A 13408-nucleotide genomic window follows, 5' to 3' on the forward strand; every position below is an offset into this window, starting at 1 on the left:
GATGGAGGGGGAATCAGGTCTGCGAGCGGATCACAGCTGGGTGGCGATGGAGACCACCACCAGGGAGATCGCCTCGGTCCACGGGGTGACCGTGAGGACCGGGGTGAACTCCAACTCGGCCGTGATGCCGGTGCTGGCGAGCTCCTCGATCGCCGCGTTCGGGGTGGTGTAGGCGGCGTAGCCGCCCATCAGGTCAGCAGAGCTCATGGTCATCCTCTCGACTCGTCGGATTCGAGCTCGGATCGGGCCCGGATTCGGCTTCGGATTTCGGGCGAGGAGCGGGTTCCTCGACCGCCCCCAGCAGATCAGGCGTTCGATGCCGGTGCCCAGTAGCAGGAAAGTGGGGGCATCCTGCCCCTTGCCCGCCCTGGCATGGCACGATCCTGCCCGTGGTGACCGCCGGTCGGGATCCCTAGCGTGGCCGCCATGGCAGCGACAGTCTCGACCCCACCGGCCACGCCGGCAGCCGACCGGGCCGGCCCCGGCCGCACCCCGGGCATCTTCGAGTACGCGCCCGAAGTGCCGGTGGCACTGGCCGCGTTGGGTTTCGCCCCGCTGGACCCGGACAGCCTGGTGAGTCATCTCGGCCGCAACGACTCGTGGGCGGGACGCACCACGGACGGCACCGGCGTCTTCATCAAACGACTCGACGGCCAGGCTCCCGACGGAACCGACCGCTACGACCGCTCCTGCGCCTTCGAGTCGGCCCGGACCGGGGCCGGCGCACTCTCCTGGGAGTCGCCGGCGCTGCTCGGCGGCGACCGGAAGCGGTTGGTGCTGGTCTTCGACCTGCTGGCGGACGCCGTCACCGGGAACACCCTCGCCGACAAGGACGGCTTCGACACCGGACTCGCCTGGCGGGCCGGCCGGGCGCTCGCCGAGCTGCACGGCTTCCCGACGGCCGACGTCCGACCGAAGCCCCGCCCCGGCACGCGCACCGGCCACCGGCTGGCCGCGCTGACCGTGGCCGAGTACACGGCGAGCAGCGGCGCCGAACTGGCCCTCTGGGGCCTGCTCCAGCAGGACCGCCGACTGCACGGCGCCCTGCGCGAGTTGGACGCCCGCTCGGCCGCCGCCGACCACTTCCCGGTCCACGGCGACCTGCGGCTGGACCAGTTCCTGCTCTGCGACGGCACGCTCCAGCTGACCGACTGGGAGGAGTTCCAGCTCGCCGACCCGGCGATCGACCTCGGCGGCTTCGTCGGGCAGTGGCTGTACCGCGCGGCGAGCCGGATGTTCACCGGCGTCGACACCGACGAGGTCGACGCCGAGGTCGACGCCGAGGTCGACGTGACCGGCCCCGGCCCCGGCCCCGGCCCCGACCTCACTGACGGCGGCCGACCCGCCGACGCCCACGGCGCCCTCATGCGCAGCGGAGAGCGCGAACTGGCCGCCGTCCTCCCGGTGATCGGCGCCTTCTGGCAGGGCTACCGGCAGCACGCCGACCGGCTCGATCCCGAACTCGCGGAGCGGGTGGTCGGGTACGCCGGCTGGCACCTCTTCGACCGCACCATGGCCACCGCCGGCGTCCGGCCCACCCTGAGCGCGGTTCAGCGCGGCATCGCCGGTGTGGGACGCGGGGCACTGCTCGCCCCGGACCGGTTCATCGAGGCGATCGGGCTGGTGGCGTCATGACGCACGTGTCCGAACAGCTCGCGGCCGCACTCACCGGCATCGATCTCACCGAGTACCCGCAGGCCGTCACGGTGGACGGCCACCGCATCAGCGCCGACTCACCGCGCGGCCTGCGGATCGCCCTGGGCACGGCGCTCTACGAGCAGTGGCACGCCGGCCTCGACCGGTCGCGCCTCGACCGATCCGGCACCGCCACCCGACTGCCCCGCCGTGACGTGGAGTTCGAGCGGCAGCTGATCTCGGCGACACCGCACGCGGACACGCTCGCCCCCGCCCACCTGCGCGCCGCCGTCCCGACCGGGACCGGGACCGAGGCCGGGGCCGCAGCCGGGGCCGGAGCCGAGTGCGGGACCGGAACCGGGGGCGCCGCCACGGAGTTCACGGTCGAGTTGGGCGGCGTGACGGTCCGCGTCCCGGCCACCGCCGTCCGGAGCGACGGCCCGCGACCGGCGGACACGTCCGTGACCGTCGAGCTGCCCGCCGTCCGCCCCGCGCTGTCGCCCGGCTTCCTGCTGGTGGACGGGCCGCACGGCGGGCCGCACGAGGGCGAGTCGCTGCGGCGGCTCTACCTGCACGTCGAGGACCCCACCGCCGCGCCCGCGCTCTGGGCGGCGCTGCTCCGGGAGCTGGCCGCCCGCTCGCTGCGGTACCGGGCCAAGATCCTGTCCCGGCCCTGGTCGTACCCGCGTCGCGACGCGCTCGTGCTCTACCTCCCCCGGTCCCACGCCGACGAGTTGACGGCCTTGGCGGCGGCCCTGCGCGACCTGCCCGGCCTCGGAACGCGGACCTCGGTCTTCGCCCACCCGTTGGGGCCGGGCATCGCCACCGCCGACGAGCCCGGCGACACCAGGGCCGGGTGGCGCGGCCGGAGCTTCGGCCAGCACCGGGCGGCGGCGGTGGCCGAAGGAGTACTGCGACACGCGGCCGCCCCGGACGGCCCGGCCGGATCAGGCGGACCGGCCCTCGCCGCCTCCGTCGCCCGATCGCTGCGCGACGCGGCCACCGACCCCACCGACCCCTCGCGGAACGGCTGAGCGGCATGCGGATCTCCGTCCTCTTCCCGCACGCCCTCCGCGACCGGGCCGACCTCGCCGCGCTGACGGCGCTGGCCTCGCTGGTGGGCGCCGGCGCGGCCGACCGGCTCTGGCTCGGGCAGTCCCTGGCGGTGGAGAGCCACCAGGCGCTGGCCTGGCTGGCCGGTACGGGGCAGCGGATCCCGGTCGGGCTCTCGGTCACGCTGACGGCCCTGCGGCACCCCTTCGAGGCGGCCGCCCAGGCCCAGTCCCTGGCCGTGCTCACCGGACACCGGCCGGTGATCGGCTACGGCGCGGGCGAACCCTCGCTCGTCGGCGGCCTGCTGGGCGCCCCCTACGCCCGGCCGGCCGAGGCCGTGGCGGACTACGTCGGCGCCGTCCGCACGCTGTTGGACGGCCGGTCGGCCGGGCCGCCCGCCCCGGGCCCCGGCCCCGCCGCGCCCGGGCTCCGACTCCCGCACGGGGAGCACCCGCCGGCGGTCGAGCTGGGCGCGGGCGTCCTGCGACCCGCCATGGCCCGCGCGGCCGGGCGGGTCGCGGACGTCGCGATCACCTGGATGACCCCGCCCCGGTACGTGGCCGAGGTCCTCGTCCCCGCCCTGGCCGAAGGCGCGGCGACGACGGGCCGGGCGGCGGCCCCGCCGAGAGTGGTGACCGTGGTGCACGCCGCCGTCGCCCGGCCGGGCCGCCACCCGATGGTGCTGGCCCAGCACGGCGCGGGCCGGCACCTGGGCGCGCCGCACTACGCCGACATGCTCCGCCGCGCGGGCCTGCACCTGGACACCCGCGACCCGGTGGCCGGCGCCCGCGAACTCGTCGAGTCCGGTGTCTTCCTCTACGGCTCGCCGGACCAGCTGGCGACCGAGCTCGCCGCCTACGGGACGGCCGGAGTCGACGAGGTGGTGCTGAACCCCGCCGGCGTGGTGCTGGCCCACGGGTGGGACGCCGCGCTGGCGGACCTCACCGAACTCCTCATCCGTTCTTGAGGACGTCGGCGAGGCGTGCCGTCGTGGCGCAGCACGAGGGTGTGGGGGGGGGCAGCGGACACGGTTCCGTCCGCCTTCCAGGTCGAATCCCGCCCGGATGCTCGCCATCGAAGTGCCGTGGGGCGCAGGCTGCTTCCGTGACCGCGTCAGCCCGGGCGCGGCGCGAGCGGAAGGACGAACATGACGAGCAAGCGCGGCCGTATCGCCGCTCTGCTGGGCGCCGTCGCGGTGGCCGCCGGGACCACCCTGGCCACCCCCGCAGTCGGCTCCGCCGCCACGGTCGGACCGGCCCGCGCCGGCGGGATCACCGGCCAGGCGCCCTGCCCGGACGCACCCGAGTTCACCTGCGGGACCCTCACCGTCCCGTTCGACCACAGCGGCGCCACCCCCGGCACCCTCGACCTCCAGGTGGCCGTCACCGGCAACACCACGGCACCCAAGGGCGACCTGCTCTTCCTCACCGGCGGCCCCGGCCAGCCCGGCGTCCCCACGATGAAACGGATCGCGGGCAAGCTGGAACCCGTCCTCAAGGACTACCGCCTGGTGATGTACGACCAGCGCGGCACCGGCCGGGGCGCGCTCCAGTGCCCGGGCCTCCAGGAGGACATGGGCTCCTCCGACCTCGCCGCGCCGCGCAAACAGTCGATCACCGACTGCGCCGCCGCCCTGGGCCCGAACGCCCGCCACTACAGCACCGCGGACACCGTCGCCGACATCGACCTGCTGCGCCGCGCCCTCGGCGACCGGCGCCTCACCCTGGACGGCGTCTCGTACGGCACCATCGTCGCCGAGCGGTACGCGCTCGCCCACCCGGCGCGCGTGGCCCGGCTGGTGCTCGACTCGGTGGTGCCGCAACAGGGTTTCGACCCCCTCGACCTGGCCGCCCTGCCCGCGACCGCCCGGGTCCTGCGGGCCGCCTGCCGGGCCACCGGCTGCACCACCGACCCGGCCGCGGACCTCGCGGCCACGGTTCGGCGGTACGGCAACGGGGCGCAGATCCTGAGTGCGCTCACCGGCTACGAGTTCATCGACCCGGACTACGGCGCGGTCCCGGAGATCCTGCACGAGGCCGCCGCCGGGCAGCCCGCGAAGCTCCAGGACTTCTTCGAGCTCGTCCACCAGCAGGTCGACGCCGCCCCGGCCGAGGAACTCAGCCAGGGGCTGCACTCCGCAGCCCTGTGCGCCGACTCGCGCTTCCCGTGGGGCACCACCGACACCCCCGTCGCGGGCCGCGCGGCGGTGCTGGAACGCACCCGGCAGCGGCTGACCGCCGAGCAGACCTGGCCGTACGACCCGGCGACCGCGACCGGGCTCGGCAGCCTCCTGGTCTGCCTCGACTGGCCGCGCGAGCGGGTGCCGCCGGCGCCGTCGGAGCACCGCAAGCTGCCGGACGTGCCGGTGCTGCTGCTCGGCGGCGACCGGGACCTGTCCACGCCGTACGAAGTGCTGTACCAGCAGGCCGAGTCGGCACACGACCCGCAGATCGTGATCGTGCCCGGGGCGGCGCACTCGGTGCAGAACCGGGCGGCGAACCCGGCCGGACGGCAGGCGGTGTACGACTTCCTGCTGAAGTAGCGGGAGCCGTCGGTGGGCCGTTCCGCACGGGGGCGGAACGGCCTGCCGCCTCGGCCCGTCCGGCCTGTCGCGCCGGCTCGTCAGCCCTCGTCCGCTGGGATGCCTCATCCCCTTCCCCGTCCTCGCCGCACAGTTGGGCGTGACCGGCCCCGCCGTGCCGACGCCGGCACAGCGCGCGGAGGAGATCACCCGCGCCTACGTCGGGGCCTTCTTCGACCCGCACCTGCGCGGCAACCCGCAGCCACTTCTCGACGGCCCGTGACCGGCCGACCCGGAGGTCGCCTTCCAGTACCCCTGATCCCGTAGCCGGCAGGGTTGTTCAGGGCCTGCGGTCGTGGAAGGTGCGGCGCAGGTCGCCGACCCAGGCGTGGGGATTCTCCCAGGGGATGAAGTGGCCGCCGTGGTCGTGGGCGTTGACGTTGACGTGGTTGAACCAGTCGGCCTGCGGGCCGGTCCTGAACGCCCGGACGCGTTCGTCGGCGGTGTGGATGCCGGGCGGGTTCTCGTACGTGACGAGGGTGAGGCCGACCGGGGCCTGGACGGCCGGGGTGCGGTCGTGGGCGGGGGTCCAGGGGTAGCGGTTGGCGTTGGCGTAGTAACGCATCGACGTGGCGATGGAGTTGTTCACCCAGTAGATCGTGGCGTGGGTGAGCAGGTCGTCCTTGGTGAAGACGGATTCGACGTCTCCGCCGTTGTCGCTCCAGGCGTTCCAGCGCTCCAGCAGCCAGGCGAGCAGCCCGGCGGGCGAGTCGCTCAGCCCGTGGGCCAGGGTGGCGCCGTCGAGCGTGTGCACGGCGAGGTGGGACGCCGAGCGGTGGTCCAGCTCGATGGTGCGGGCGCGGACGTCGGCGGGCTGGTCGTCGGTGAGGGGCCGGTTCCGGGCGAAGTCCCAGGCGCGGGGTCCGGTGAAGAAGTCGAGCGGCAGTCCGGAGCCGATGTGGATGCCGTACAGCTCGTCGGCGTACTTGTGGCCGAGCTGGCTGGAGACGATCCCGCCGATGTCGCAGCCCCCGGCGGCGTACTTCCCGTATCCCAGGGTCTCGGTCATCAGGGTGTGCCAGAGGTCGGAGACCTTCCAGAAGTTGACGTCCGGAAAGCCGGTGAGCGGGCCGGGGAAGCCGAAGCCGGGCAGGGAGGGCACGATGACGTCGAACGCGTCGGCTGGGTCGCCGCCGAACGCGGCCGGGTCGGCGAGCGGGTCGATCACCTTCGACCAGTGCCAGAACGTCCACGGCCAGCCGTGGGTGAGGATCAACGGGATCGGGCGGGGGCCGCGGCCGGGCTTGCGCATGAAGTGCACCGGGACGCCGGCGACGCTCACCCGGTAGTGCTCGTGGACGTTGATGGCGGCCTCGGCCTTGCGCCAGTCGTAGCCGTCCCGCCAGTAGGCGACCAGCTCACGGAGGTAGCTGTCCGGGACGCCGTAGGACCAGTCCTCGTTCCCCTCGTCCAGCGGGGGACGCGTCAGTGTGAGACGGGTGCGCAGGTCGTCGAGGACCTCGTCGGGCACGTGGATCGGGGTGGGTTCCAGTGGAAAGGCGTGCGGGGCGGTCATGGGGTGGTTCCTTTCCGGTCCGGGGAGGAGAAAGCGGTGCCGTCGGCGGACGGGCACCAAGCAGGCCGGCGAATACGGCTACCCGCCCTGCCCGGCCGCGGCGGCGAGTCCGTCGAACAGCGTGGTGACGGCGGCAACGTCGCCCCCGGCCCGATGGACACCTCGTTCTTCTACCCGGCCGAGACCGACGACTCCGTCGCCTACCGCAGGCCGTGCGCCATGAACGGGATGCTCACCGGGATCGAGGACATCGCCCCGCTCGTGAAGTTCCTGCTCGCCGACGGCTGGACCGACGGCTGGTGGATCAACGGGCAGACCGTGTTCGCCAACGGCGGCTACACCACCCGCTGATCGTGGTGGCCCGTGCCCGCTCCGGTCAGCGGAGCGGGCACGGGTACCGGCGGCCGGGGTTCCGGTCCAGGTCCGGACCCTCGCCGACTGCCCCCGAGCGGAAGCGGCCACGTCCTTCCGGGCGTGGCCTGCATCGTTCAGTCCGAGGCCCCGGGCCTGCCCTGCGGCTCACCCTGCGGCTCACCCTGGGGCTCAGCGCAGGCCGGTGAACAGGTCCTTCTCGGGCAGCGCCGCGCCGGTGGTGTCGAGGACCCGGACGAACGTCTCCACGCCCATCAGCTCGGTGAACCGCTCCCGGCCCATCTTCAGGAAGAAGATGTTCTCGCCCTGGCTGGCGTGCGCGAGCAGCGCGTCGTACTTCTGCCCGCCGAAGGCGGTGGCGTCCACCCAGGTGGTGATCTCCTCGTCGGGCAGCCCGATCGGGGGCAGCTCCACGACCTCGCCGGTGGGCTCCGGGTTGTCCCCGTCGGCCCCGTCGGCCCCGTCGCCCCCGTCGGCGCCGAACTCGCGCATGAGCTCGCCGAAGCGCTGCATCATCGAGTGCGGCGCCGTGGTCCAGTACACCTTGGGCGTCAGGGCGGCCTGGGTGAGGGCGGCCATGGTGATGCGGTTGGCCTGGATGTGGTCGGGGTGGCCGTAGAAGCCGTTCTCGTCGTAGGTCACGACGACGTCGGGCCGGTAGCGGAGCATCAGGTCGGCGAGCTGGGCGGCGCCGTCGGCGACGGGGGTGCTCCAGAACGATCCCGGGGCGTCGTTGGCGGGCCAGCCCATCATCCCGGAGTCGCCGTAGCCGAGCAGTTCGAGGTGGTCGACCCCGAGGATCCGGCAGCTGGCTTCGAGTTCCTGGCGGCGCAGTTCGGCGACGGCGGCGGGGTCGTGGCCCTCCTCGCCCGGCTTGGCGCCGCCGGGGCCGTCGCCGCAGGCGCCGTCGGTACAGGTGACGAGGACGGTGCGGATGCCCTCGGCGGCGTAGCGGGCGAGGACGCCGCCGGTCGAGGTGGCCTCGTCGTCGGGGTGGGCGTGCACTGCCATCAGCGTCAGGGGCCGGTCGGCCATGAGTGTCGTCCTCCGGTCGGTCGGGTGTGGTTCGTCTCCCAGTCTGCGTCAGCGCCTCGGGAGGCTCGGGCCCGGGGGTGGTCGAGGCCGTCGGGCAGGTCGGCGTGGGGTGGCGCTGTCAGGGGGTGCGCTCGGCCTCCCGGCCGCCACGTGGCGCTTCCGGGGGTGGCTGCCGGCGGCCACCCCCCGACGGTCAGCCTCCGGCGCAGCCGCCGTTGCGGCAGTCGCGCCAGGGGCCCCAGGCGCCGCCCGGGGTCTGCTCGGAGATCTCGGCGGACAACGAGGGGCCGTTCCACATGTGCGCGACCACCGTCAGCCTCCCGTCGGCCGACTCGGTGACGGTGGAGGGGGTGGCCACCGCCTCCGGCAGCGGACCGGTGCCCAGGTTGGTCCAGGAGCCCCAGACGCCCGGGGTGCTCTGCTCGTTGACGTACAACTGCGGGCTGGCCGCGCCCTGGTAGACCTGGAAGAAGGCCGGCGCGCCGTTCGCCCGCTGGAAGGCCACCGGCACCCCGAAGAACCTCGGCACCAGCCCCCCGGTGGGGCCGAAGGGCTCGGGCGCCGACCACGGCCCGTCCGGGCCCGCCTGGTGCATCCGGACCAGGACCGACGACTGGTACCCGATGGTGAACACCTCCAGCGCGCCGTCGGCGTCCGCGACGGCGGTGAGCACCTGGTTCCGGTAGCTGAGGCTCATGCCGTTGACCTGGCTCCAGGCGCCGAACGGGCCACCGGAGGACGACTGCGTCTGGTACCAGATGGTCCCGCCGGTGCCGTCGTCGGTCGCGAAGACCGCGAACCGCGCCTGGGTGCCGTCGGGACGGGTGACCGTGGTGGACTGCCCCTCGGTGCCCGGGGGCGTGGTGGTGTCCCGGGGCCGGTCCGCCGTCGACGACACGGTCGCCGGGGCCTGTACCTGGGCCTGGGCGGATGGTGCGAGGAGGCCGACTGCGCCGATGAGTGCGGCGCAGAGGGTCGCCGCCACGGTGCATCGCCGTGCGCTCTTGGGCATGGCTGGTCCCTGCCTTCCGATCGGTCTGCGGGGCCCGGCCGGGCAGTGGCGCGGACCGTCGGCCATCCTGCCCGCCGGGGCGACCGGTACGGGCGCCTACGCCCGGAAATGGCCGGAACACACGGGCGGGCCGCCGGGCCCGTGCGAGGCGGCCCGCGGCTCCTGGAGACGGCGCGTTGAAGCAGGGACCGACCTGAACGGCCGTCAGGAGACCGGGATCGGGTCCCGCCAGATGTCCAGCGGAACGGCGCGGACGGCGCGTCCGTCCGCGTCGAGGATCCGGCCCATCCGCTTCACGGTGCGCAGCGACACGCGACGCTCGGCCACCCTCAGGTCGGGGAACCTGCGGGCGAGGACGGCCTCCAGCCGCTGGACGTCGGCGAGGGAGCGCTGCCAGACGGAGAGTAGGAGGTTGTGCGGGCCGGTGACGGACACGCACAACCGGACCTCGGGGAGTCTGGCGAGCTGGGGGCCGACCTCGTCGAGCCGGTCCGGGGGAAGGTCGGCCCGGAAGGTCGCCAGGACCGGGCGGCCGGCGTCGCGGGCGGCGATCTCGCAGCGGAAGCGGATCGCGTCGGAGGCGGCCAGCCGGTCGAGGCGTCGGCGCAGCGTGGACGGGCTGAGCCCGGTGGCGGCGGCCAGCTCGGCTTGGCCGAGGCGGCCGTCGACGCCCAGTCTGATGAGCAACTCCCGCTCTTCTTCGCGGACTTCGGCTCGTACGCCGGACGGCGGCCCGTGGCCGGCCGGGTGATCGTCGTGCAGTTCCACGCGCTGGGCGGGGTCCAGTGAGTCCAGTCGCCAGCGGATCCCCTCGGCGTAGAAGCCGGTCGCCAGGTGGACGCGGACGGCGTTGACCCCGGGGAGTCGGCCGAGCCGTTCGGCGGTGTACCGGGAGACCGTCGCCAGGTCGGCGAAGGCCACGGTGACGGCGAGGTCGCAGCCCTGGGCGACGTGTTCGATGCTCATCACGTGCGGGTCCTCGGCCAGTTCGTCGGCGATCTGCCGGAGTCGGCCGGGAGCGCAGTCGAGGTCGAGGTAGGCGACGCACCCGCGGTCCTCGGGGTGCGGCAGACCGTAGGCGGTCACCCAGGCGATCCCGGCCTGCGAGAGCCGGCGCCAGCGGCGGGCGGCGGTGACCGGGCTGATCCCGAGCGTCTGGCCGAGCAGCGACCAGGGCGCGCGGGGCCGCAGCTGCAGCGCGTTCACCAGGGCGAGGTCCAGCTCGTCCACCGCCACCTCGGCGCCGGTCGTCTCGGCGTCGGTTGTCTCGGAGTCGGTCACCTCGGCGCCGGTCACCGTCGGCTGCCGGTGGATTCGTTCATCGAAGGGCCTCCTGGTGGCGTGATCCTGCGAAATCGCGGGCAGATCCCGCCGCGAGATCCAGAATCACGGAACAAGATCGCTCTGCACAAGTTCCCGACAAGTTCCCGCCACGCGCGGGATCGACGGAGGTGCCCGTGTCCCTGCACGACGACGCTCTCGCTCTGGCCCCGGACCTGGTCCGGCTGCGCCACGACCTGCACCGGTTCCCCGAGTTGGGCCTGGACCTCCCGCGCACCCAGGAGCGGGTGCTGCGGGCCCTGGACGGACTGCCGCTGGAGGTGAGCCAGGGCTCCGCGCTGAGTTCGGTCACCGCGGTGCTGCGCGGCGGCCGACCGGGGCCGGCGGTGCTGCTGCGCGGCGACATGGACGGCCTGCCGGTCGCCGAGAAGGCCCCGCTGCCGTTCGCCGCCGACAACGGGGCCATGCACGCCTGCGGACACGACCTGCACACCACCATGCTCGCGGGTGCCGCACACCTGCTGGCCGCACGGCGGGAACAGCTCCACGGCGACGTGGTCTTCATGTTCCAGCCGGGCGAGGAGGGGTGGGACGGAGCCGGAGCCATGCTGGCCGAGGGCGTGCTCGACGCGGCAGGCAGGCGCCCGGTCGCCGCCTACGCCCTGCACGTGTCGTCGGTCATGCGGCACGGGGAGTTCGGCTCCCGGCGCGGGCCGATCATGGCCGCTTCCACCGCGCTGAACGTGACCGTCCACGGCGCGGGCGGCCACGGCTCGGTACCGCACCGGGCCAAGGACCCCATCCCGGCGGCCTGCGAGATGGTCACCGCCCTGCAGACCATGGTGACCCGCCGCTTCGACGTGTTCGATCCGGTGGTGGTCACCGTCGGGCTGATCCAGGCCGGTACCCAGCGCAACATCATCCCCGAGACCGCCTACTTCGAGGCGACCGTGCGCACCTTCTCCGCCGAGGCGCAGTCCAGGGCCGCCGACACCACGGTGGAGCTGGTCAGGGCCATCGCGGCCGCCCACGGCCTGCGGGCCGAGGTCGAGTACCTTCCCCAGTACCCGGTGACGGTGACCGACGGGGCCGAGACCGACTTCCTGGCGGACACCGTCCGGGAGGTCTTCGGCGAGGAGCGCTTCCGGTCGATGCCGAACCCGATGACCGGATCGGAGGACTTCTCCCGGGTCCTGGACGCGGTGCCGGGATCGCTCGTGTGGCTCGGCGCCGCCCCGAAGGGCACCGACCCCGACGACCTGCCGGTGAACCACTCGCCCTACGCGGAGTTCGACGACGCGGTGCTCCCCGACGGGGCCGCGCTCTACGCCGAACTCGCCACCCGCCGCCTCGCGGCCTGAACCCGCCTGAACCCGCCTGAACCCGGCCGAAACCCGTCACACGTAACACGTAACCCGTGCACCGAGGAAGGAACGATCAATCACATGACCGAACCGCGCGACGTGGTCGAGCAGCAGCTCGCCGCCTACAACAGCCACGACATCGACGCCTTCGTCGCCACCTATGCCGAGGACATCACGATCCACCGGGCCGACGGCAGCCGGCTGCAGGGCCGGCAGGCGCTGCGTGACAGGTACGCCGGACAGTTCGCCAAGGGCCGCTGCCGCGCCGAGATCGTGGGGCGGCTCAGTGAAGGCGACTGGGTGGTCGACCACGAAGTCGCCCACGGCCTGGCCGACGAGCCGGTCCGCGTCCTGGTGGCCTACCGGGTGCGCGAAGGCCTCATAGACCGCGTCGACTTCCTGAGCTGAACAGCGCGGGCCCGTACGGTGGTCGCCGCGCGGCGCCCCGTCGGTGAATGGTCGTCAGAGGCCGGGGACGGCGTCCTTCGCGACGGTGTGCCAGTTGGTGACGATCGGCTTGTCGACCGGCGTGGTGCCGACGGCGATGCTGGCGGGGTCGGGGTCGGCGTTGCCGATGCCCACGATGACGTCGGTGAACTGGATCGCCTGGTTGGTGTTGGTGGTCTTCGTCATGATGCCCGCGTACGCGACCTTGGCGCCGCTCAGGGTGATCGGCTCGCCGGTGGACTGCTCAGCGTTGGCGGCCTCGATGCCGCGCGAGCCGAACGCGATGGTGGGGTGGGTGCCGGGGAGCGTGCAGGTGATGCCCGGCTTGGCCTTGGCCGTGATCAGGAGGTAGCCGCCGGCCTGGGATTCGGCCTTCGCGCTGAGGGCGAGGTCGTTGGCGCCGCAGGCCTGGCCGTAGCCGCTCTTGTCGGCGGCGGGGGCGGAGGGCGCGCCGGGCGACTTCGGTGTGGAGGACGACTTCGGCGCGGAGGGCGTCGTGGGCGCGTCGGCGGCCTTCGTCGGCACGGCCCCGGTGGGTGCGGCCCCAGCGGTCGCGGCCCCGGTGGGCGCGGCGGCGGTGGCCGCGGGGCTGGCGGCGGTGGAGCCCGTGGCGCTGTTGTCCGGCCCGCAGGCCGTCGCGGTGGCGGCGAGCGCCGCGACGGCGGCGGCGGTGAGGGCGAGGCGGCGCGTGCGCATGAGGTCTCCCGATGTCGTTCGGCCGGTGAGGTTCACCGGGTGTGATCACCGTAGGCGAGGGTCGTTCACAGGCAGGTGCGGGAAGTATCCCGATCCTGTCCCAGAAGCCGATGGGCCTTGTCCGCCGGACAGTTGACGGCTCACCCGGGCGGGGCCCGCGCCCTGCCCTCGCCTTGGCGGGTGCCCTCACCCCCGGCCGGCCGAACCCGGCCTGAGCGCGACGCCTGGGGGGTGACGCGTGCCGGCGGTTCCTGCGGCGGTGTCTGCCCGTTGGTCCGCCCCTGCCCACCAACCCGCTGGAACGGATCAACCGCGAGATCAAACGCCGCACCGACGTCGTCCAGGTCTTCCCCGACGACGACGCGCTCCTGCGGTTGGTCACCGCCGTGCTCTTCACCGGCAGGGCGGATTCGGCA

13 protein-coding genes and 2 pseudogenes are annotated in these 13408 nt (G+C 73.9%); 9 read left to right on the forward strand and 6 right to left on the reverse strand.

What is annotated here, in order from left to right; translation table 11 throughout:
• Nucleotides 1-30: 30 nt before the first annotated feature.
• Complete coding sequence (locus ABT015_RS02835) at nt 31-207, reverse strand: hypothetical protein (protein WP_350876063.1); 177 nt, start codon at nt 205-207, stop codon at nt 31-33.
• Nucleotides 208-426: 219 nt separating this feature from the next.
• Here ABT015_RS02835 and ABT015_RS02840 point away from each other — a divergent pair, with 219 nt between their 5' ends.
• The 5 genes from ABT015_RS02840 (at nt 427) to ABT015_RS02860 (ending at nt 5492) form a co-directional block, all read left to right on the forward strand.
• Nucleotides 427-1635 carry a choline kinase gene (locus ABT015_RS02840; protein WP_350876065.1) on the forward strand — a complete coding sequence of 403 codons (1209 nt, stop codon included), beginning with the start codon at nt 427-429 and terminating at the stop codon, nt 1633-1635.
• The gene (locus ABT015_RS02845) at nt 1632-2669 is read left to right on the forward strand and encodes a T3SS effector HopA1 family protein (protein ID WP_350876067.1); all 1038 of its coding nucleotides are present in this window, start codon (nt 1632-1634) and stop codon (nt 2667-2669) included. Before ABT015_RS02840 ends, ABT015_RS02845 begins: the two co-directional genes overlap by 4 nt.
• Nucleotides 2670-2674: 5 nt before the next feature.
• The gene (locus tag ABT015_RS02850; protein WP_350876069.1) at nt 2675-3655 is read left to right on the forward strand and encodes an LLM class flavin-dependent oxidoreductase; all 981 of its coding nucleotides are present in this window, start codon (nt 2675-2677) and stop codon (nt 3653-3655) included.
• Between the two features lie 180 nt (nt 3656-3835).
• Complete coding sequence (locus ABT015_RS02855) at nt 3836-5230, forward strand: alpha/beta hydrolase (protein WP_350876071.1); 1395 nt, start codon at nt 3836-3838, stop codon at nt 5228-5230.
• Between the two features lie 139 nt (nt 5231-5369).
• Nucleotides 5370-5492, forward strand: coding sequence for a hypothetical protein (locus ABT015_RS02860; protein ID WP_350876073.1), 123 nt, complete (start codon nt 5370-5372; stop codon nt 5490-5492).
• A gap of 57 nt (nt 5493-5549) precedes the next feature.
• On the opposite strand, the gene ABT015_RS02865 is transcribed toward ABT015_RS02860, so the two are convergent.
• Complete coding sequence (locus tag ABT015_RS02865; protein WP_350876075.1) at nt 5550-6785, reverse strand: epoxide hydrolase family protein; 1236 nt, start codon at nt 6783-6785, stop codon at nt 5550-5552.
• 135 nt (nt 6786-6920) lie between these two features.
• Between ABT015_RS02865 and ABT015_RS02870 the strand changes: the two are divergent.
• A pseudogene (locus tag ABT015_RS02870) lies at nt 6921-7136 on the forward strand (SDR family oxidoreductase); the annotation flags it as partial.
• Between the two features lie 192 nt (nt 7137-7328).
• On the opposite strand, the gene ABT015_RS02875 reads toward ABT015_RS02870, so the two are convergent.
• The 3 genes from ABT015_RS02875 to ABT015_RS02885 all read right to left on the reverse strand — a co-directional run bounded on the left by ABT015_RS02875 (nt 7329) and on the right by ABT015_RS02885 (nt 10485).
• A complete protein-coding gene (locus ABT015_RS02875; RefSeq protein ID WP_350876078.1) occupies nt 7329-8192 on the reverse strand; it encodes a PIG-L family deacetylase in 864 nt (287 codons plus the stop codon).
• A 193-nt stretch (nt 8193-8385) separates the two neighbouring features.
• Nucleotides 8386-9204: a PLL family lectin gene (locus ABT015_RS02880; protein WP_350876080.1), complete on the reverse strand. Its 819-nt coding sequence runs from the start codon at nt 9202-9204 to the stop codon at nt 8386-8388.
• Nucleotides 9205-9408: 204 nt separating this feature from the next.
• Nucleotides 9409-10485, reverse strand: coding sequence for an Lrp/AsnC family transcriptional regulator (locus ABT015_RS02885; RefSeq protein ID WP_350876082.1), 1077 nt, complete (start codon nt 10483-10485; stop codon nt 9409-9411).
• 176 nt (nt 10486-10661) lie between these two features.
• Here ABT015_RS02885 and ABT015_RS02890 point away from each other — a divergent pair, with 176 nt between their 5' ends.
• Both ABT015_RS02890 and ABT015_RS02895 read left to right on the forward strand, forming a co-directional pair.
• Complete coding sequence (locus ABT015_RS02890) at nt 10662-11846, forward strand: M20 metallopeptidase family protein (RefSeq protein WP_350876084.1); 1185 nt, start codon at nt 10662-10664, stop codon at nt 11844-11846.
• Nucleotides 11847-11930: 84 nt separating this feature from the next.
• Nucleotides 11931-12257, forward strand: coding sequence for a nuclear transport factor 2 family protein (locus ABT015_RS02895; protein WP_350876086.1), 327 nt, complete (start codon nt 11931-11933; stop codon nt 12255-12257).
• Nucleotides 12258-12311: 54 nt separating this feature from the next.
• Here the strand turns inward: ABT015_RS02895 and ABT015_RS02900 are convergent, their stop codons facing one another.
• Nucleotides 12312-12992 carry a DUF4232 domain-containing protein gene (locus ABT015_RS02900; protein WP_350876088.1) on the reverse strand — a complete coding sequence of 227 codons (681 nt, stop codon included), beginning with the start codon at nt 12990-12992 and terminating at the stop codon, nt 12312-12314.
• A 287-nt stretch (nt 12993-13279) separates the two neighbouring features.
• On the opposite strand from ABT015_RS02900, the pseudogene ABT015_RS02905 reads away from it, so the two are divergent.
• Nucleotides 13280-13384: pseudogene (locus tag ABT015_RS02905) on the forward strand (transposase); the annotation flags it as partial.
• Nucleotides 13385-13408: the final 24 nt, after the last annotated feature.

The organism is Kitasatospora sp. NPDC094016 (assembly GCF_040304045.1).
In the GTDB taxonomy this organism is placed as follows: Bacteria; Actinomycetota; Actinomycetes; order Streptomycetales; family Streptomycetaceae; genus Kitasatospora.

Excerpts from the sequence above, each read along its gene's own strand:
- ABT015_RS02845 (WP_350876067.1), top strand. The coding sequence starts at position 1,632 with ATGACGCACGTGTCCGAACAGCTCGCGGCCGCACTCACCGGCATCGAT.
- ABT015_RS02895 (WP_350876086.1), top strand. The coding sequence starts at position 11,931 with ATGACCGAACCGCGCGACGTGGTCGAGCAGCAGCTCGCCGCCTACAAC.
- ABT015_RS02850 (WP_350876069.1), top strand. The coding sequence starts at position 2,675 with ATGCGGATCTCCGTCCTCTTCCCGCACGCCCTCCGCGACCGGGCCGAC.
- ABT015_RS02880 (WP_350876080.1), bottom strand. The coding sequence starts at position 9,204 with ATGCCCAAGAGCGCACGGCGATGCACCGTGGCGGCGACCCTCTGCGCC.
- ABT015_RS02855 (WP_350876071.1), top strand. The coding sequence starts at position 3,836 with ATGACGAGCAAGCGCGGCCGTATCGCCGCTCTGCTGGGCGCCGTCGCG.
- ABT015_RS02840 (WP_350876065.1), top strand. The coding sequence starts at position 427 with ATGGCAGCGACAGTCTCGACCCCACCGGCCACGCCGGCAGCCGACCGG.
- ABT015_RS02875 (WP_350876078.1), bottom strand. The coding sequence starts at position 8,192 with ATGGCCGACCGGCCCCTGACGCTGATGGCAGTGCACGCCCACCCCGAC.
- ABT015_RS02865 (WP_350876075.1), bottom strand. The coding sequence starts at position 6,785 with ATGACCGCCCCGCACGCCTTTCCACTGGAACCCACCCCGATCCACGTG.
- ABT015_RS02900 (WP_350876088.1), bottom strand. The coding sequence starts at position 12,992 with ATGCGCACGCGCCGCCTCGCCCTCACCGCCGCCGCCGTCGCGGCGCTC.
- ABT015_RS02835 (WP_350876063.1), bottom strand. The coding sequence starts at position 207 with ATGAGCTCTGCTGACCTGATGGGCGGCTACGCCGCCTACACCACCCCG.